This is a genomic window from Sphingomonas sp. (genome assembly GCF_039594485.1).
In the GTDB taxonomy this organism is placed as follows: domain Bacteria; phylum Pseudomonadota; class Alphaproteobacteria; order Sphingomonadales; family Sphingomonadaceae; genus Sphingomonas.
Map to the genome: position 1 here is coordinate 1 of NZ_JBCNNI010000030.1, position 20,219 is coordinate 20,219.

The 20,219-nt window shown below is 68.6% G+C and carries 13 protein-coding genes; 9 read left to right on the forward strand and 4 right to left on the reverse strand.

Annotated elements, in window-relative coordinates; genetic code table 11:
* On the reverse strand, positions 1-719 hold a 719-nt coding region (locus ABDV78_RS14220; protein WP_343528054.1), incomplete at its 3' end, for a glutaredoxin.
* Between the two features lie 14 nt (positions 720-733).
* Between ABDV78_RS14220 and ABDV78_RS14225 the strand changes: the two genes are divergently transcribed.
* Entirely contained in the window at positions 734-1,156 is a 423-nt protein-coding gene (locus tag ABDV78_RS14225) for a MerR family DNA-binding protein (protein WP_343528056.1), read from the forward strand.
* Between the two features lie 48 nt (positions 1,157-1,204).
* Here the strand turns inward: ABDV78_RS14225 and ABDV78_RS14230 are convergent, their stop codons facing one another.
* Positions 1,205-1,936, reverse strand: coding sequence for a tetratricopeptide repeat protein (locus ABDV78_RS14230; RefSeq protein WP_343528057.1), 732 nt, complete (start codon positions 1,934-1,936; stop codon positions 1,205-1,207).
* Positions 1,937-2,155: 219 nt separating this feature from the next.
* Between ABDV78_RS14230 and ABDV78_RS14235 the strand changes: the two genes are divergently transcribed.
* From ABDV78_RS14235 to ABDV78_RS14255, 5 genes are all read left to right on the forward strand, one after another.
* On the forward strand, positions 2,156-3,505 hold the full coding sequence (locus tag ABDV78_RS14235; RefSeq protein ID WP_343528058.1) for a hypothetical protein: 1,350 nt from the start codon (positions 2,156-2,158) through the stop codon (positions 3,503-3,505).
* Positions 3,495-4,841 carry an AarF/ABC1/UbiB kinase family protein gene (locus ABDV78_RS14240; RefSeq protein WP_343528060.1) on the forward strand — a complete coding sequence of 449 codons (1,347 nt, stop codon included), beginning with the start codon at positions 3,495-3,497 and terminating at the stop codon, positions 4,839-4,841. The genes ABDV78_RS14235 and ABDV78_RS14240 overlap by 11 nt, the downstream gene beginning before the upstream one ends.
* 164 nt (positions 4,842-5,005) lie before the next feature.
* A complete protein-coding gene (locus ABDV78_RS14245; protein ID WP_343528061.1) occupies positions 5,006-5,227 on the forward strand; it encodes a hypothetical protein in 222 nt (73 codons plus the stop codon).
* Positions 5,196-5,936 (forward strand): hypothetical protein, encoded by a 741-nt coding sequence (locus tag ABDV78_RS14250; RefSeq protein ID WP_343528062.1) that lies wholly within the window; start codon positions 5,196-5,198, stop codon positions 5,934-5,936. Before ABDV78_RS14245 ends, ABDV78_RS14250 begins: the two co-directional genes overlap by 32 nt.
* 15 nt (positions 5,937-5,951) lie before the next feature.
* On the forward strand, positions 5,952-7,247 hold the full coding sequence (locus tag ABDV78_RS14255; RefSeq protein WP_343528063.1) for an MFS transporter: 1,296 nt from the start codon (positions 5,952-5,954) through the stop codon (positions 7,245-7,247).
* Positions 7,248-7,272: 25 nt separating this feature from the next.
* On the opposite strand, the gene ABDV78_RS14260 is transcribed toward ABDV78_RS14255, so the two are convergent.
* Entirely contained in the window at positions 7,273-8,265 is a 993-nt protein-coding gene (locus tag ABDV78_RS14260) for a hypothetical protein (RefSeq protein ID WP_343528064.1), read from the reverse strand.
* Positions 8,266-8,652: 387 nt separating this feature from the next.
* Here ABDV78_RS14260 and ABDV78_RS14265 point away from each other — a divergent pair, with 387 nt between their 5' ends.
* Positions 8,653-16,029 carry an autotransporter outer membrane beta-barrel domain-containing protein gene (locus ABDV78_RS14265; RefSeq protein WP_343528065.1) on the forward strand — a complete coding sequence of 2,459 codons (7,377 nt, stop codon included), beginning with the start codon at positions 8,653-8,655 and terminating at the stop codon, positions 16,027-16,029.
* Between the two features lie 229 nt (positions 16,030-16,258).
* On the opposite strand, the gene ABDV78_RS14270 is transcribed toward ABDV78_RS14265, so the two are convergent.
* Complete coding sequence (locus tag ABDV78_RS14270; protein ID WP_343528066.1) at positions 16,259-16,786, reverse strand: hypothetical protein; 528 nt, start codon at positions 16,784-16,786, stop codon at positions 16,259-16,261.
* 226 nt (positions 16,787-17,012) lie between these two features.
* Here ABDV78_RS14270 and ABDV78_RS14275 point away from each other — a divergent pair, with 226 nt between their 5' ends.
* Positions 17,013-19,370 carry a TonB-dependent receptor gene (locus tag ABDV78_RS14275; RefSeq protein ID WP_343528068.1) on the forward strand — a complete coding sequence of 786 codons (2,358 nt, stop codon included), beginning with the start codon at positions 17,013-17,015 and terminating at the stop codon, positions 19,368-19,370.
* On the forward strand, positions 19,370-20,209 hold the full coding sequence (locus tag ABDV78_RS14280) for a tyrosine-protein phosphatase (RefSeq protein WP_343528070.1): 840 nt from the start codon (positions 19,370-19,372) through the stop codon (positions 20,207-20,209). The genes ABDV78_RS14275 and ABDV78_RS14280 overlap by 1 nt, the downstream gene beginning before the upstream one ends.
* The last annotated feature ends 10 nt before the right edge of the window (positions 20,210-20,219 follow it).

A 20,219-nucleotide genomic window follows, 5' to 3' on the forward strand; every position in this document is an offset into this window, starting at 1 on the left:
GACAGCGACAGGAAGCCCAGCGGCACGTTGCCCGATCCGCCCACACAGGCGCATTTGAGGTCGCGCCGGTCGATATAGACCGCCTTGACCACCGATACCGCGCCGACGCCTCCGATGAACAGCGCGATCGGCACCGAGAGCCAGACCGCCACCCCCGCGATCATCAGCACCCCCGCCAGCCCCTCGGCAAAGGGATAGAGATAGGAATAGGGCACCCAGCGCTTGGCCAGCAGGTCATAGTTCAGGAACATGGTCGCGAAGCTCTCGATATTCTGGAGCTTCAGCAGGGCGAGGACCGCCATGCTGAACGCGATGAACCACTGCGCCGCCTGGGCGGTGAAGGGCGTTGCATGGACCGCCTGCGACGTCGCCATCGCCATCAGCGCGGTCATCGCGAACAGCGCGATCACCGGGCGATAGCTGGTCGCCTTGGGGTCCGCGACCCGCTTGCCGAAGAAACGGCGCAGATCGTCGTAACCGCCCACCCGCTCGCCTCCGATGAAGATCTGGGGCGTGGTCTTCACGCCATGCTGGGCCTTGAAGGCGTCGGTTTCCTCGCGGCTGCGCAGCCAGTGATCCTCGACCGCATAGCCCTGTCGCCGCAACAGGTCCTTCGCCTTCAGCCCATAGGGGCAGCTATGGGTGGGCATCACCATGCGGTACAATATGGCCTTGCGCTCGGCGGTCATGGTCTTCTCCGACGGGGGTTCGCGCCCCATATGGCATCCGTACCATGGTACGGAGTCAAGACGTGTCGGAATGGACCATCGCCGGATTGGCGCGCGAGGGCGGGGTGGGGGTGGAGACGATCCGCTATTACCAGCGACGCGGGCTGCTCGACACGCCCGAACGACCGGCGGGCGCGGGCAGCGCGGGGCGGGTCCGGCGATACGGCCAGGAGGATGCGCGGCGGTTGCGCTTCATCCGGGCGGGGCAGGCGGCGGGCTTCACGCTGGAGCAGATCGGCGAACTCCTGTCGCTCGACGCGACCGACGACCGGGCGCGGGCGCGCGCGCTGGCGCAGACCCGGATCGCGGCGCTGGATGCGCAGATCGCCGCCTTGCAACAGGCGCGCGCCTCGCTCAGCCGGCTGGCGCAGGAATGCGGGGGTGGGGCCGAGGGGCCATGCCCGATCCTGTTGTCGTTCGACCAATAGGCGTTCGACCAATAGGGCCGCGCGGCGCGCGCCTTGGGATCGGGGGGATCAGGGGGCCGTCCTGTCCGCCGGCTGGGTCCCGGCGCGCCGCCCGGCGATATAGCGCAGTTCGTCCTTCGCCCGCGCATCGTTCGGGTCGAGCGCGAGCGCCTGGCGATAGCGTTTCTCCGCTTCGTCCCACCGGCCCAGCTCGATCAGCGCATAGCCCTGACAGCGCAGCGCCGCGCCCTGCTGCATCGGCCTGATCGCGGGGGCGGCGATCCGCGCGGCATCGGCCGCCTTTTCGCAGATCGCCAGCATGTGCGGCCAGTCCTTCTCCCGCCGGACAAGCTGGCCATATTCGGTCTGATATTGCGCGTACATCGGCGCGAGCGTCAGCAACCGCTCATAGATCGTCTTGGCCTCCGCGATCCGCCCAAGATCGACCAGCGCATAGCCCTTCAGATAGAGCGCGGTGCAATAGCCGGGCGACAGCATGACGGCGCTCACCCTGTCCTTCGCCGCCATCCCCGCATAGAGCAGCAGGTCCTGCATCGACATGGCGCAATAGATCCGCCGGGTCTCGCCGGCATGATCCGCCTCATAGGCGGCGAGGACCGGCACCAGCCCGTCGAGCGCCGCCTGGGGCTGTCCGGCTTTCACCGCCTCCGCGGCCGCCCGAAGCTGCGGCATCATCCGGTCGTCGAGCGAGGGCGGCCGGGTGGCCGGGGGAGGGGCCGAGGCCGATGGGGGAGAGGGCGTCTGAACCGCCAGTGCCAGCGCCGCGATCGTAAAGAGCATGGCCGATCATCTCCCCCAGAAGAACGCGGCCGGGCAACGGCCGCTCCGATGCTACACCCGGATGACTGACGAACTCTAGACGCGCCGATGACAGGGGCGTCAGGTCCGACGGGATGGGGCGGGATAGGGAGGGGGCCCTTGCCGGACCGGGGCCGATCGTCCTAGCCTCGACGCGCGAACGCCGGGGGAGCCGGGCGTTGCCAGGGGAGGGGGCCCATCATGACGGCGGGGATCCGCGATCGCGACAGGCGCGCCACCGCGCCGGGAGCCGGTTGGAGGGCCGGTTGGGGGGCTGGGTTCGCCACCGCGCGCTGGGTCGTCCCGGCGATCCTCCTCCTCGCGATCGGCCTGCGGCTGGGGCTGATCCTGGCCTTTCCCGTCATGCCGCGCGCGGATTCGCTCTGGTACTGGATCCGCGGGCGGGAGATCGCGCAGGGGCTGGGCTATCAGGAGGCGGGCTTCCCCACCACCTTCTGGCCGGTCGGCTATCCGGCGCTGCTGGGCGCGGCGACCTTGCTGTTCGGGCCGTCGCTGTTCGGGCCGCTGCTGTTCAACCTGGTCGCGCAGGGCCTGACGATCCTGATGATCCTGTGGTTCGCGCGACACCTGGACGCGGGGGAGGGGGCCGCACGGCTCGCCGCCCTGCTCTATGCCGTCTATCCCGCGCATATCGCCTATAGCGGCGATACCGCGGCCGAGCCGACCTCGACCGCGATCGTCATGGCCGGGATGGCGCTGGTCCTGAAGGCGCGGACGCGGATGGGCTGGGCGGTGCCGGCCGGGCTGGTGCTGGGCGCGGGCGTGCTGATGCGGCCGCAGATGATGCTCCTCCCGCCGCTGCTGCTGGTCCTGGTCTGGCTTGGCGGAGGGGTGCGGTGGCGGCGCGCGCTGCTGCTGCTGGCGTTGGTGATGGCGGGCATGGGGGCGGTCATCCTGCCCTGGGCCCTGCGCAACCAGGCGGTGCTGGGCGCGCCCGTGCCGGTGTCGACCAATGGCGGCGTCGCGCTTCAGGCCGGGGCCAACGACCTGGCCGATGGCGGCTATTTCAAGGTCGAGACATCGCCGCTCTGGGCACAGGTCGGCATTCCCTTCGCCGACCGGGTCGAGCGGCAGGTGGAGATCGACCGGCGGTTGAAGCGGCTCGCCACCGACTGGATCGGTGCGCATCCGGTCCGCTGGGGGCTGCTGGGCTTTCGCAAGATGGCGCTGCTCTGGTGGAAGGACAGCGACGGCTTCTGGCCGCTCGACGCCAGCCACCCCGAACGGGGGCTGATGTGGAAGGCGATGCAGGGGATCGACCAGCTTTTCTACATGGCGGTGCTGGCGCTGGCGGTGGTCGGCACCGTCCTGGCCGCGCGCGCCGCCTGGGTAGGGCGAGCGGGCGCGGCGATGCTGGTCGCGGCGGTCATGCCGGTCTTCTGCACCGCGCTCGCCTTCGGCTTCACCGGCCAGACCCGCTATCATTATCCCGCCATGCCCTTTGTGATGATCCTGGCCGCCTGGGTGGTCGCGCGGTGGTTGGGGGAACCAAGCCGCGCGCCCGCCGCTATGCCCGGACATGGCCGATGATCCCGACAAGCCCGCCCCCGATGCCACCTATCGCGCCATCCCTAGCGGACGCCTGGCGCGGGCGGGCGCGTTCGGCCGGCTGGCGGGCGGGGTCGCGGGCGGGATGCTGGCCGAGGGGGCGCGGCGTCTGGCCAGCGGCGAGCGGCCGCGCCTGGGCGACCTGATCCTCACCCCCGGCAACGCCGCGCGCGTCGCCGACCGGCTGTCGCACCTGCGCGGCGCGGCGATGAAGCTGGGGCAGATGATCTCGATGGATGCGGGCGACCTGTTGCCGCCCGAGCTGTCGGCGATCCTCGCGCGGCTGCGCGACCAGGCGTACCGGATGCCGCCCGCGCAGCTCGACCGCGTGCTGCGGGCGGAATGGGGCCCCGACTGGCGACGCCGCTTCCGCCATTTCGAGGCCGCGCCGATCGCGGCCGCCTCGATCGGGCAGGTCCATCGCGCGACCCTGCCCGACGGGCGGGTACTGGCGATCAAGGTGCAATATCCCGGCGTGCGGGGCAGCATCGGGTCGGATGTCGACAATGTCGCGACGCTGCTGCGCGTCTCCAACCTGATCCCGCCCTCGATCGACCTGAAACCGCTGCTGGAGGAGGCCAAGCGGCAATTGGCCGAGGAGGCCGATTATCTCCGCGAGGCCGACCGGATGCGCGCCTATCGCGACCATCTGGCGGGCGATCCGCGCTATGTCGTGCCATCGCCCGAGCCATCGCTGACCACCCCGCAGGTGCTGGCGATGGACTTCATCCCCGGCCGCTCGATCGAGACGCTGGCCGAGGCGGACCAGGCCATGCGCGACGGCGCGATGACCGCGCTGATCCAGTTGGTGCTGGCCGAGCTGTTCGACTTCGGCATGATGCAGACCGACCCCAATTTCGCCAATTACCGCTGGCAGCCCGAGGAGCAGCGGCTGGTCCTGCTCGATTTCGGCGCGGCGCGCGACGTGCCGCCCGAAACCGCCGCCTCCTATCGCCGGTTGATCGCGGCGGGGCTGGCGCATGACCGCGACCGGATCCGCGAGATCGCGGTGGAGACGGGGTTTCTGGGCGAGGCCGCGGTCGCCGCGCATCGCCCGGCGGTCGACCGGATCATCGCCGCGATCGACGACACCATGGCGCGGGCGGGGCCTTTCGACTTTGCCGACCGCGCCTTCGTGCCGGTGGTGCGCGAGGAGACCCGCGCGATGATCGCCGATCGTGCCACCTGGCACGTCCCGCATGTCGAGACGCTGTTCGTCCAGCGCAAGATCAGCGGCACCGCCCTGCTCTGCGCCCGGTTGAAGGCGCGGGTCGATATCCGGGGGCTGGCGGCGGAGGCGACCGGGACCACGCCATAGCCGTCATCCGATCCGGTCCCGGACCGGATTGTCTCAATGATGAGACGTCGTTCCGTCGATCATGGGCAGTGGCAAATGATTGACATACAGCAGGAAGCCGAAGCGGATCGGGCTGCCCAATCGGTCCGGTTCGCTTCACCGTCCAGCCAGCCTCTCGTCAGGGGATGATCGTGTTCGCCCTGCCCGTTGCCACACCTTTCCGGCGCCATCAGGACTGGAGGACGGTCTTCGTCCTGTTCGGCGTGGTGAAGCTGAGCGACGATCACCGCCGTCATCTCCTGGTCTGTCGGCGCGCCCAGCGGCGCTATTCGATCCGCCAGCGCCAATGGGTCTGGACCTCGCGACCGCTTCGCCATGCGCCCCCGCCACCCGGTCCCCGGCGCTAGGCCGCCCGTCACCGACCGCGCGACGCTCGACCGCACCGCGGAGGAGCTGTGCGACGCGTTCGGGCTGACCGGCAGGGCGCAGACCTCCTGGGGCCGCTGGTCGCGGCTGGCCGATCTGTATCCCGGCCATCCCGCCTTCGTCATCCGTGGCACCGACGAGGGCATGACCCTGGATATCCAGCGCTGGGATATCAGCGGGGGCGAGGCCTGCTGGCCGACCACCCAGATCCTCAGCCTGTCGCTGCCCTGGTGGCATCGCCTGGCCGAGCGTCCGGGGCAGCGCTGCCTGATCCCGCTGACCGCCGGCACCGCCGCGCCCGCGTCGCGACAGGAGGGCGCATGGGATGGCGGATTGGGCGGGAAATGGGACGGGGAAGGGGAGGGGGGCGGCTGGCCGACCTGGTTCACCCTGGCCGACCAGCCCCTGTTCACCGTGGCCGGGCTGTGGCGCGGGGCGGGCGATACGCGCTGTTTCGCGATGCTGATATGCCTGGGCGACGGACCGCTGGCCACCATGCCGGTGGTGATCGCCCCGCAGGACCGCGAACGCTGGCTGAACGGTGCATGGAGCGAGGTCGCGGCGCTCCAGGCGGCTTGCGCGCCCGAGCGGCTGCGGATCGGGCTTTTCGATCCCGCCGTCAGCGCTTATGCCGGTAAGGGCCGCGACGGGGCACGCCCCCTGTCGGGGGGCCCGATGACGGGCCGCTGACGCAAAGGACGCCGCTTGCCGCCTTCGACCCCGTACATCGTCCATGGCCCGCGCGGCTATGGCGTCGCGGTCCTGATGGCGCTGGTCCATATGCTGGCGGTCGGCGACCGCTTCCTGCTGTCGATCCTGATCGAGCCGATCAAGGCCGAGCTGCGCCTGGGCGACGCCGCGATCGGCCTGTTGCAGGGCCCCGCCTTCGCCGTCGTGCACGGCGTGGCGATCATTCCGATGCTGCTGCTGGCGCGGCACTGGGCGCTGGCGCGGCTGCTCGCCTGCGCGCTGCTGGGGTCGAGCGGGGCGACGCTGGCCTGTGGCTTCGCCGAATCGATCGCGCTGCTGGTCCCGGCGCGGATGCTGCTGGGGCTGGTCCAGGCGACGATCGGGCCCGCCGCGCTGGGGCTGATCGTCGCGGCGATGGCGCCGGCGCATCGCGGACGCGGGATCAGCCTGTTCTCCGCCGGCGCGGCGCTGGGCCGGGGGACGGCGATGATCGGGGGCGGGGCGCTGCTCGCGCTCTTCGCGACGCTGGGCAGCACGCTCCCGCCATGGCGGATGGTGTTCGTCACGGTCGGGATGATCGGCATGCCGATCGCCTTCCTGCTGTTCCAGCTTGCGGAGCCCGGCGCACGGGCAGGCGGGGTGCCCGCGCGCTCGATCGGGCGGATGGTCGAGGCGCTGCGCCGGATGATCGCCGACCGCGCCGCGCTCGCCCCGCATATCCTGGCCGCGCTGTGCGCGGTGCTGGTGTCCCAGTCGCTGACGAGCTGGACGGCCAGCCTGCTGATTCGGATGCACGGGCTGACCCCGCCCCAGGCGGGCCTGCGGGTCGGGGTGGCGATGATGCTGGCGGGGGCGGCGGGGCATGCGCTGGGCGGCGCGCTCGCCGATCGCTGGGGGAGGGGCGGGGGCGGGACCGGGGCCGGGGGTGGGGTCGGGGTCAGCCCGGCGCCGCGGCTGATGCTGCTGGGGCTGGCGCTGTGCGTGCTGGCGCTGGGGCCGCTGACCCGGGGCGGGGATGCCGCGATCGCGATCGCCGCGCTGGTGGTGGCGGTGATCGGGCTGTCGACCGCGCTGACCAACGGGATGATCGGGCTCCAAGCGCGCATCCCGCCCGAATTGCGGGTCGAGGGCACCGCGATCTTCCTGACGCTGGTGACGGTGCTGGGCACCGCGCTCGGCCCCTGGGCGGTCGGCGTGGCGAGCCAGGCGATCGCGGGGCCGACCGGGCTGGCCGATGCGATCGGATGGGTGCTGGGCGCGACCTGCCTGATCGGCTGCGGCGCGGCGGGGCTGGCGATCCGGCGCGCCTGAGGGGTGGGGGGGGTGCTGGATCCCCCTAATCCAGTTCGTGCATCCAGCCGCTCCAGCGGCGGGTACCCTCCTTCACCGCATCGTCCCGTCCCTGGCGGACGCGGGCGCGATAGCCTGCCGGGTCGACCCCCTGGTCCGCCCGGAACAGGCGGACCAGCGTCGCCGCGGTGCCCAGCCCATGGCGTCGCGCCAGCGTGTCGAGGTCGAGGTCGATCTCCTCCGGCTGCTCCAGCGCGCGGCGCACCGCATCGATCCGGCGACGCCGGACATGCCGCGCGATCCCGCCGCTGCGATGATAGAGCCGATAGAGCGTCGCGCGCGACACGCCCACCCGCTCGGCGATGACCGCGCCGGTCAGGCCGGGATTGTCGATCTCGCGGTCGATGAGCTGCTCGACCGCCTCGCGCCGCAGATGATCCTGGCGCCGCGCCTCGATGGCCAGGTCGCGCGGCCCGCCCAGCGCGGTCGGCAGCAATTCGATCAGCGCGCGCGCAAAGGCCCCGTCATGCCGGTCGTCGAGCACGGGCGCATGGCGGACCAGCGATTGCAGGAACTCGCTCAGCATCGCGGTATCGGGGGCGTGCGCGACCAGCCCGTGCAGCGCATCCAGGCTGCCCAGCGCGGCCAGCATCAGGTCGCGCGCGATGCTGGCGGTGACGAGGTGCAGGTCGTGCGCCTCGGTCCGGTGGCCGCGCCGCGTGTCGAGCAGGACGATATCGCCCGGCCCCGCCCGCTCGAACCCGCTGCGCGCGCGGCCGATCAGCGTGCCCGACACGACATGGTGCAGGACGATATGGTCGAACCCGTCGGCCTGCACCCGCTCCTCGCGGACATGCGCCATGCCCGACAGATGCCGGTCGAACAGCAGCATGTGGCGAAAGCGCCAGCCCCGGACCCGCGCATGGAAGGCCCCGTCCAGCCGGAGGACATCGGCCCCTTGCGCATAAAGCTGGCGATAGCGCGCGAACGCCTCGTCCTCGGCCATGCCTTCGCTGGAAAAACCGATCCTTTCCTTCACCCCATGCCCCCCTTGCGGGACCATAGAGACAGGCGACCCGCCCCGCCATGGGGGCTTCCGGCCGGCGTCCCGGAAGAAGACGACCGCGCATCGCTGGATTTGGCGCGTGCAAGAACGGGAAGCGGGGGATGCCGTCGAAGCGCTTCGCCTGCGCCATCAATTTCATCAATTGAAGGGTTTAGGCTGTTCCGGGGGAAGCCGAAAAGCAACAGGGCAAATGATCGGCGTGATCGCCACGATACCCCGATCCCTCCTGCAACAATGAATATGCCGTCATTCGTGGCAGGACAGGATCGGCGGATTTCTTTATTTTGTCATGAAGAAATCGTCACGAATAGGCGTGACATGACATGGTCTTCATCATAGACATTTTCCATCAACAGGGGGATGTCCGAAATGGTAAAGGCGTTGTCGCGTGGCCAGCGAGTAAAGGTTCGCGCGTTGGAGTCGAGCGCGATTCTGCTCGCGGTGATGGTGGCGGGCCCCGCCTTCGCCCAGTGCACCCCCGATCCGACCCAGAGCAATGCGACCACGACCTGCACCGGGACCGACAGCAATGGGCTGACCGTCACCACCTCGGGCAGCACGGTCAATGTCGCGGCGGGCGCGAGCGTGACGAACAGCGGTGCGGCCGCGATCAGCTATGCCATCCCGACATCTGCCACCAGCTATGCCTATTCGACCCTGACCGCGGGCGGACGGATCGATGGCGGCAATCAGGCGGGTGTCCAGTTGATCCGCGAGTCGACCAACAACAGTTATTCCAGCCTCAACCTGACCATGACGGTCGCCGCGGGCGGCAGCGTCAGCGGCGCGAACGGCGTGGTCATCGGCCAGAGCGGCACCGGCTATGGCAGCACGACCGCCACGATCGACAATAGCGGCACGATCAGCGGAACGGGCACCGGCGCGAACGGCTATGCGCTGCTGTCGACCAGCCCGTCCTATGCCGGGTTCCAGTCGATCACCAACCGCGCGGGCGGGACGATCGGCGCGATCAGCGGCGCCATCGGCACGCTGACCAATGCGGGCACCATCGATGGCGGTTCGCGCAGCGCGGTGGACGCGGGCGCGACCTACAGCTCGGCGGTCTATGGCTATGGCTGGACGAACAGCGGCACGATCAGCAACAACGGCACCGCCGCGACGCTGGCCAATGTCCGTACCTCCACGCTGACCAACAGCGGCACGATCGCCAATGCGGGCACCGGCGCGGCGATCGCGGGGGGGTACATGACGCTCACCAACGGGGCGGGCGGGCGGATCACCACGGCCGGGACGACGGCGATCGAGCACTATGGTACGTTCAAACTGACCAACGCCGGCACGATCGTCGGCGACATCGCCAACTCGACGGTCACCTTCAGCGGTGACATAACCGTCGACAACGCTGTCGGCACTATCACCGGCAATGTCCGCATGGGCTTGGGCAACGACACGCTGACCATCGGCTATGCGAACGGCGCGTTCCGCACCGGGATCAGCGGCGCGATCGACGGTGGGGCAGGAACCGACACGTTGCGGGTCCGCCTGACGAGCGACACGACCCTGTCCTCGACGCTGACGCTGCCGACCAATTTCGAACAGCTGACCTTGGTGACCGATGCCAAGATGACGACCACCCTGGCAAACGGCTTTGCGGTGGCGGGGCCCTTGCGCATCGGGGGCGACGGCACCGTCGTCAACAATACCACGCTCAGCGGCACCGGCACCGTGCTCGCCGACGAATATGCCTCTTACGGTGCGGCCGTCGTCAGGAATGCCGGCAGCATCACCGGCACGGGCACCAACAGCGGAAATTTCGCCGTCCAGCTTGGCTCGGTGAACCGCTTCGAGAATAGCGGCACGATCACCGCGACCGGAAATGGCGTCTCGTTCAGCTCGCAGGGGAGCTTCGTCAATTCGGGCACGATCACCGCGGGCGGCACCGCCGTCTCGCTGTTCGGGCCCAGCTTCACCAATTCGGGTACGATCCGTTCGACCGGGGGGATCGGCGCGATCCTGTCGGGCTCGTCGGGTTCCAACTGGACCAATAGCGGCCGGATCGAAGGTACGACCGCCGGGCTCCAGCTGTCGAGCAGCCTGACCAACAGCGGCACGATCACCGCGACCGGCACGGGCGTTTTCATCAACTATTATGGCGTGCTCAACAACCAGGCGGGCGGCGTCGTCACCGGGGGCACGCGCGGCATCGGGCCGAACGGCAATTTCGCGGTGTTCAACGCAGTCATCGCCAATGCGGGCACGATCAACGGCGACGTGACCTTCGGTTCGTCCTCGTCCAGCAGCTACTACGGCAACAACAACGTCTATTATGCGCTGCCGGGCGGCGTCCTGAACGGCAATCTGACGCTGTCGGCCGGCGATCTGCTGGTCGCCGAGCTGGCAGGGGCCAGCGGTAACCGTTTTGTGGGCATCAGCGGCACGGTGTCGGGCGCGCAGGCGGGGCTGCGCCTGCGCGTGCGCAGCGACACCAGCGCGACGCTGCCGACCGCGAGCCAGTTCGCCACGGTCGGTTACGAGCTGTTCGACAAGGCGACGCTGACCTTGACCGGCGCGTCTTCGACGCGGATGCTGACGCTGGCCGGGCAGGGGACGGTCGACGTTACCGCCGATATCGCCACCACGACGAGCGCGGCGATCTCCACCATTTCGCGCACGCTCGCGCCCGGCGAGAGCTATGCCGCCAACGCGCTGACCATCATCAGCCGCGGTGCGCTGTCGCTGGTTCCGGCGAACACCAATCTCTATCTGGGCGGGGTCGTCCTTCTCGGTGACGGTGACAGCTTCACCAATGCCGGCACCATCGCCGCGACCGGGCGCAGCACCAACGGCTATAACCCGATCGCCGCCATCGCGAACGGCAAGGCCGTGACCAACCAGGGCACGATCACGCTCGACGGCGCGGTCGGTGTCCAGCGGGCGCAGGGCGTCACCAACAGCGGCAGCATCGTGCAGGCGACGAACGGCCGCGCGGCGACCGGCATCAGCGGCGTCGGCACGCTGACCAACACGGGTACGATCGAGGTGGGCGGCGCGGCCGTTCTGCTCGACTATGGCTATGCGACGACCATCGAGAATAGCGGGCGTATCGCCAGCACGGGCGGCGTCGCGATCGCCCAGGATTATAATTCCGGTTACGGCATCACGATCCGCAACCTGAGCGGAGGCACGATCGCGGGGGCGACGGGGCAGTCCGCCATCCAGGTCAGCGGTGGCCGGATCGTCAATGCCGGGACGATCACCGGCGACGTCGACCTGGGCTATAGCAGCTATGGCGGCCGCTATTATGGCAGCGGGACGTACACCGCCGCTGGGGGCACGCTGACCGGCAATCTGCGCTTCGGTGAGGGCAACGACCTGTTCGTCGAGACCGACGGCCAATCGGGCGTTACCGGCACGATCGACGGGGGCGCCGGGACCGACACCTATCGCCATGCCTTCACCAAGTCGGCGACCGCGACGCTGGGCAGCCTGACCGCCATCAACTTCGAGCGCGAGGACGTCCAGGCGATCGGCGCCGACACCGTCGTCACCGTCCAGTCGGGCGCCGCGCTCGCCTCGCTGGGTGTGCTGGGCGACGGACAGGTGGTCAACACCGCCAATGTCGATGGCGACATGACCATCGGCGACAGCAGCTATTATTATTATCCGCGCCAGGACCAGCCGACCGTCCTGGCCGCCCTGACCAACCAGGCCGTCGTCAAGGGCGCGATCTCGGGCCAGGTGTCGCGCTTCACCAACAGCGGCACGATCGGCGACGCCGGGCTGCGCCAGGCCGCCGTGTCGATCTATGCCGTCGGCGACATGAGCTTCGCCAATTCGGGCAGCATCCTGAACGATGCCAACCGTCGCAGCGTCAATCTGTCGGTCAATGGAGGGGCGATCACCGCCACCAACAGCGGCGCGATCGCCCAGGGGTTCAACGCTTTCGCTGGCGATTACCGCTATTACGGTACGACGGCACCGGATGCGCTGCAGCCACAGACGATCGCGCTGACCAACAGCGGAACCATTGCCACTACCGCGGAGGGCCGATCGGCCCTCCTGCTGCAAATCTACAATGATCTGGGTGGGTCGATCCGGTTCGACAATAGCGGCACGGTCACGCAGGGCGTCAATGCCTATGTCAGCCGCTATCGCTATTATGGCGTGCCGGTGACGGACGCCGCGCAGCCCTTCGGTATCGCGGTGACCAACAGCGGGTCGATCACCGCGACCGGGCAGGGGCGCTCCGCCGCCCTGCTGTCGGTCAGCGATGACTATGATCTGGGCGGGGCGATCCGACTGGACAATAGCGGCACGATCGACGCCAGCGGTGCATCCGCCTATGGCGTCCGCGCTGGTTTCAACAGTTACGGCACCGCCTCCACCGCCGCCCAGAGCATCGCCATCACCAACAGCGGCACGATCCGCGCCAATGGCGGCGGGCAGACGATCGTCGATCCCTATGCGGGCGCGAGCGTGCCGCGGGACCTCACCGCCCCCAGCACCTATATCGCAGCGGCCATATCGGTCTTCGGCAACGGCAAGGCGATCGCGACGATCACCAACGCCGCGACCGGCACGATCGAGGCGACCGGCGTCAGCTCCGTCGCGGTTCGGACGAACGGCGCGGCGCTCGACCTGACCAATGCCGGGACGATTCGCGGCGGGGCCGGCACCATGTTGGCCGCGAATGACAGCCTGGTCGGCCAGATCGGCACGACCTATCTGGCGGGTGCGATCCACACCATCGGCGCGCTCGACGACCGGATCGTCAACACCGGCACCATCATCGGTTCGATCGCGCTGGGCGATGGCAATGACCGGATCGAGAATTATGGCCAGATCCAGGGCGATGTCTTCCTGGGTGCGGGCGACGACACCTTCCTGCACCGCGCCAGCGCGTCGCTGGTCGGGACGGTCGATGGTGGCACGGGCACCGACAGCCTGATCGTCGACGCGACCGGAGGCGGCACGGTCAATGGCGACCAGTTCGTCAATTTCGAGCGGTTCAACCAGATCGGGCAGGGCAATGTCACCTATGCCGGCGCTTTCCGCTTCGACACGATCGGGGTCGCGGGCGGATCGGTGACGATCGCGGCGGGCCAGACGCTGACCAGCACCGGCCCGGTCACCATCACCGGCACCGACGCCAACGAGACGGTCGTCAATAAGGGCACCATCGCCGGGGCGGTCGCGCTGGGCGGCGGGAATGACAGCTTTGTCGAGGGAGCCGGCTCCAGCGTCCTGGGCGGCGTCGATGGCGGCACCGGCACCAACCTCTATACCGCGCTGCTCAGCGGTGACCGCAGCGGCCTGGGCCAGCGCAGCAACTTCCAGCAGCTCGCGGTGACCGGTACCGGCACGTTGTCGCTGACCCTCGACCAGAGCTTCGACACGGTGGCGCTGGCGGGCACGGGGCTGAACGTGGTGCTGGCGGGCAACCGGATCGGCGCGGTCACCGGCACGGACGCGGCCGAGCAACTGCGCGTCGATGGCGACATCGCCAGCGTCGCGCTGGGCGCGGGCGACGACCTGCTGGCGCTGGGCACGGCCAATGCGGCGGGCCGCTATGATGGCGGCACGGGCACCGACACGCTGCGCTTCACCGCCAATGCGCCGGTGGTGCTGAGCGGGCTGGCGACCGGGTTCGAAAATGTCGCGCTGGCCGGCAATGCGCTGACCGTCACGGGGTCGCTGGGGGCGAACGGGGCACCGCTCAGCTTCGGCGACGGCGACCTGTCGCTGACCGTGGCGAGTGGCGCGACGCTGGCCGGGGTCATCGACCTGGGCGCGGGCAATGACGCGCTGCGCCTGGCGGCGGGATCGACCCTGATCGGCAGCGTGACGGGCGGTTCGGGCAATGACCGCGCCACGCTGGAGCTGGCGGGCAACCAGACGCTCGCGGCGGGCACCCTCAACGGCTTCGAGACGCTGGCGACCGAGGGTAGTGGCACCCTGTCGCTGACCGGCGCGCAGGCCTATAATCAGGTCAATGCCGCGACCGATCTGACCATCGCCTCGGGCAGCAGCCTGACCGCAGGCCAGGTCGCCTTCACCGGCGGAAACCAGCGCTTCACCATCGCGGGCACCTTTGCCGGGGCGGTCGATGGCGGGGCGGGCACCGACACGATCGCGCTGTCGGGCGGCACGGCCAGCGCGCCGGTCGCCTTCACCAATGTCGCCAATGTCGAGGCGCTGGCGATGACCGGCGGCTATGCCACCGTGTCGGGACAGGCCGCGTTCGGTTCGGTCGACATGACGAGCGGGCGACTGGTCGGTTTCGCCGGTTCGACGATGAGCGCCGCGCAGTTCCTGGTCCGCCAGGGCGCGACCTTCGGTTCGGCGGGGACGGTCAACGGCAATGTGACGGTCGCGGGTATCCTGAGCCCCGGTGCCTCGCCGGGCACGATGACGGTCAACGGCAATGTCACGCTGGCCAGCGGGTCGCTATCCTATTTCGAGCTGACCCCGACCGTGTCGGACAAGCTGATCGTCAACGGCGCGATGACGATCGGCAGCGGATCGACGTTGCAGATCGTGTCGAGCGGCGCCCTGCGTCCCGGCACCTCCTATGACCTGATCGTCGCCAGCGGCGGAATCAGCGGCAGCTATGCCAATGTCCTGAAGCCGTCCGACCTGTTCGGCTTCATCGTCCAGCGCGCCGACCGCATCCAGCTTCTCGGCCAGTTCCTGGGCGATGCCGGGTTCAGCCCGCAGGTATCGCGCAGCATCGACTATGCCAATGCGACGCTGGCGAAGCAGCCCGCGACCAGCACGCTGTTCGCCGCGCTCCCCGCGCTGCTGACCGCCTCGGGCGCGTCGTCCCCACGTGGCTTCGCGCAAGTAACGCCGGAGGCCTATGCGTCGGCCTCGCAGATCGGCGTCGACAATGCGCTGGGCCTCGTCCAGGCGACGCGTGGTCCGGCCTTCGCCACCACGCGGGAGGATGCGGGGGCTTTCACCTTCGCCCAGACGCTGGGCCAGTGGCACACGCTTGGCGCCGACATGGGGCAGGGGACCAGTGCGGCGCAAACGCGCGGTTACGGCTTCCTGGGCGGCGTCGGTTACGGCGATCGCCAGTGGATGATCGGCGCGTTCGGGGGCTGGCTCGACACCCGCCAGTCGATCGCGCCGCTCGCCGCCTCGACCCGGGCCGATGGCGTCGTGGCGGGCGTGCATGGCCGCTACATCATGCCGAACGGCTTCGGCTTCGGGGCGTCGATCGTCTATGACGGCGCGCAGGCGCGCACCACCCGCGCGCTGCCGGGCACGGCATCGGCCCATGGCCGCTATGACCTGCACAGCTGGACCAGCGACCTGTCGGTCCATTACGCGGCCGAGATGCCGGGTGGCTGGGCGCTGACCCCGCGGGCCGGGCTCACCTATCTGCGTACCCGCCGTCAGGGCGTGGCCGAGACGGGTGGCAGCCCCTTTGCGCTCACCGTCGCGCGGCGCGACCTGGTCGCGGGCTTTGCCGATGCCGGGTTCACCGTCGGCCGCAGCGATGCGTCGGAAGCGCCGTTCCGTCCCTTCGTGACGCTGGGTGCGCGCTACCAGATCGAGGGCAACCGCGCCGTCGCGCTGGGCGGCTATGCCGGGGGTGGCCTGGGCCTGGTCGCGCAGGGCGCGTCGCGCGCGCCGCTGGTCGGCACCGCGACCGCCGGCGTCGCCTATCGCTTTGCGAACGGCGTCGACCTGTACGCGACCGGCAGCGCGCAGACCGGGCGCGACGATCACCAGGAGACGATCGCGGCGGGCCTGCGCCTTCGCTTCTGATCGACCGGGGGGGTGGGGCGGGCCACGCCGCTCCACCCCCTCATCCTCTGTGGGATTCAAGTTTTTATTGAACCTTTTACGACCTTGTGGCATTGAAGGATCAGCTACGGACAGCGGGGCTTCCGGTAACACGGTCGCCGCAGCATGTGCGCCTATATGGCCGGTACACCACGGTAAGGCACACCCGCACCTTTGAAGGGCCTCCGCCTAAAGCGGGGGCCCTTTCTGGTTATGGCAGCCGCTTTCCCTCGTACAGGCAGGTGCGTAAGAGCGTGTGCATGTTATAGCGCCGCTTGACGTGACTGAAGATCACCTTGCGCAGGTAACAGCTCGTAATCATCAGGTTCACATCGGCTTCGTGCTGCCTGCTGGGGTATAGGTAGAAGAATACCACCTGATGCTCTCCGTCGGCCAGCTCGCGGACACGACCGGGCGCGATATCGATAACCGCATAGTTCATCGCCCGATTCCGGTCGATGGAGTCCCAGCAGAAGTAATTCTGCTCAACCATTCGCTTCGACAGTTCGGGTAGGCCAAGCGAAAAGGCGTAGCGATCCTCGCAGAACCGCCGTGGCTTGCCATTCTCGTCTTCCAGCTGATGCTCGCCTCGCTCACACCCTTGCGAGATGGTATGCAAACCGAGGGAAATACGAACCCGCAGATCCGCCCCATCCTTACCCTTGCCCGGCAGGGTGACCACAAAACTGCGAAGATGCCGCAGATCTCTTAAAACGCCATCGACTTCAATCTCGTCCATGTTCGCGACTTTGCGCCTTGTTGTGCAAGGCAGATGAAGCGCCGTGCGTGGTGATCGCACATCTTGAAGGTCGCGACCCGTGGTTTCAAGTCGGAGCGGATAGCAGCTCACCCAAAAGATGACGCAATTGTCATCAAAAAACCGACCGCATGCCCCCCGATGTCATCAAGGCGCAACGAACCGGCACCAAGGGACCGACGCATAGTCCTTGGGGGGAAATCCTGTCATGATCTCTACGAACCCGCGTTTCGCGGGACGGTTCCTTGCGTCCAGCGTCCTGGCCCTGCTGATCGCCACGCCTGCTCTTGCGGCCGATCCCGAACCGGCCAAGACGACCGCGCCCGACGACCAGAAGACCGATAGCAACGGTTCGCTGGCCGACATCATCGTCACCGCGCAGAAGCGCCCCGAAAGCCTGCAGCAGACGCCGATCGCCATCTCGGTCCTGTCCGCCGACGACCTGAAGAACCGCCATGTCCAGTCGCTGGTCGACCTTCAGGACGGCGCGATCCCGTCGCTTCGCGTCGCGCCCTTCTACTCGCGCAACTCCGCGCTGATCATGAACATCCGCGGCATCGGCGTGCTGGCCGACAGCAACCAGCCCGCGCGCGACCAAGGCGTCGGCGTCTATATCGACGGCGTCTATCTGGGCCGCGCCCAGGGGCTGGGCACCGCGCTCTACGATATCGAGAGCATCGAGGTTCTGAAGGGCCCCCAGGGCACGCTGTTCGGCCGCAATACCGAAGGCGGCGCGGTCAGCATCGTCACCAGGAAGCCCACCGGCGAATTCGGCCTGACCGCGACCGCGGGCATCGGCAATTTCGCGTCCCACAAGGCCGAGGCGCATCTCAACCTGCCCGAATGGCACAATTTCAGCGTGAAGCTGGACGGCATCGTCACCAAGCGCGGGGGCCTGGTCACCAACCCGCTGCCCGGCCAGTCGGACTTCAACGCGTTCGACCGGCACGGCGCGCATGTCGAGGTGTTGTGGAAGCCGGAAGACGGCGTCAGCGCCGACTATGCCTTCGACACCTCGTACGACGCCTCGACCCCGCTCTACCTCCAGGCGATCACCAACGGCACGCTGACCCGCGCGCCCGCGCTGCCGCTCCAGCCCGAGCGCGTCCGCACCGCCAGCCTCGGCGTGCCGCAGCAGGACAGCATCGGCAGGACGCACGGCCATCGGCTGACGCTGGGCCTCGACCTGGCGCCGGGGCTTCAGCTCAAGTCGATCACCGCGTACCGCGAACTCGACCAGAGCCAATATGACAATGGCGGCCAGAACAGCACCACCTACAAGCCGAACGGCGCGTTCAGCCGCTACAGCCTGGCGGGCTTCGCGCAGAACCAGTTCAGCCAGGAGATCCAGTTGATCGGCGACACGCCGCGCCTGAAATATGTCGCGGGCGCGATGGCCTATCGCGAGCACACCACCGACAATGCCCAGGCGTTCAACACGATGACGTGGAACGCCGACGGCACCGCCGCGACCGTGGCGACCTACAACATCGCCACCGTCCCCTTCGACCGCGCCAGCCGGATCACGACGCGCAGCATCGGCGCGTTCGGCCAGGCGACCTGGACCCCGGCGCTGCTCCAGGACCGGCTGCACGTCACCGCGGGCGCGCGCTACACCCGCGACATGAAGAAGGGGCAGCTCTTCATCGTCAACGGCAAGACGCCCAATGTCGATGGCGTGGTGGCCCCGCGCGGGCTGGACGCGAGCTGGTCGCGCGTCGACCCGCTGCTGACGCTGGCCTATGACGTGACCAGCGACATGCATGTCTATGGCAAATGGTCGGAGGGGTATAAGTCGGGCGGCGCCAATTCGCGCTCGCTGCGCTATGCGCCGTTCAACCCGGAAACGCTGTCGATGTTCGAGATCGGCGCGAAGACCGAGTTGCTGGACCGTCGCGTCCGCCTGAACCTGGCCGCCTATACCGGCGCGTACAAGGCGATCCAGATCGACTTCCAGGCCAATTACCTTCAGGTCGATGCGCAGGGCAACCTGCTCCAGACCAACCGCACCACGATCGAGACGACCAACGCCCCCGGCGCCGGCCGCGCCAAGGGGTTCGAGGCGGAGCTGACCGTCGCGCCGATGGCGGGCCTGACGTTCAGCGCCAGCTATTCCTATAACGACGTGACCATCCCGCCGACGGTGAACCCCTTCCCGCAAGGGGCGAGCGGCGTGATCGTGACGACGCCGATCAAGATCTATCCGGTCTATACCCCCGCGCACGCCGCGAGCGGGTCGATCGACTATGACCGGCCGATGGGCGATTACCGCCTGGTCGCGCATCTGGACGGCAATTACGACAGCGGCTTCTATGCCAGCTATAACGATCCCGCGCCGGGGGTGAGCCAGCCCAAGGGCGAGCCGGGCTTCGTCGTCAACGGCCGGATCGGCGTGGCCGACATCGCGCTGAACGACACGGGCGCGCAGCTCAGCGTCTCGGCCTGGGCGCGCAACCTGCTGAACGAGCAGCATATGTTCTACAAGGGGCTGAGCACGCTGACCGGCGTGTCGGGCTTCTTCAACGAACCGCGCACCTATGGCCTCGAAGCCACGGTGAAGTTCTGATGCGCGGGGTGATCGCGATCGCGGCGTTGCTGGCGGCGCCGGTGGGGGTGGGGGCGTCCGCTCCCGCTCCCGTCGCCGCCCCGGCGCATGTCCGCGTCCTGCCGCTTCAGGGCGGGCGCAATTTCCGCGAGCTGGGCGGCTATCGCACGGCGGATGGGCGGATGGTGAAATGGGGGCTGCTCTATCGCTCGGGCCAGATGCACGACCTGACCTCGGCGGATTATGCCTATCTGCAAAAGCTCGGCATCCGCACCGTCTGCGACTTTCGCGACACGCGCGAGCGGACGACAGAGCCGACGCTCTGGCCCGCCGGGCACAGCCCCAAGGTCCTGAGCGACGATTATGCGCTCGACATGAGCGGCATGATGCTGCCCGGCGATCCGTCGACCTGGACGCATGAGCAGGTCGTGTCGGCGATGACGGCGACCTATCCGAAACTGCTCGACCAGTTCCGGGGGCAATATGCCCGCATGTTCGCCGAGCTGCTGGCGGGCCATGCCCCGCTCGCCTTCCACTGCACGGCGGGCAAGGACCGGACGGGGGTGGCGGCCGCGCTGCTATTGTCGGCGCTGGGCGTGCCGAGGGCGACGATCATCGCGGATTATCTCCTCTCCAACCAGCACATGGCCCCGCCGCCCGCGCATCCGACCGGCTTCTGGGCGAAACTGTCGCCTGAGGCGGCGCGCGGCTTTGCCGGGGTCGACCGCCGCTATATCGACGCGGTGTTCGCGGTGATCGATCGCCATCCGGGCGGCATGGCGGGTTACCTCAAGGACGAGATGGGCCTGGGACCGAAGGAGATCGCCAGGCTGCGGGGATTGTACCTGACGCGCGGATAAGGGGGGCTTC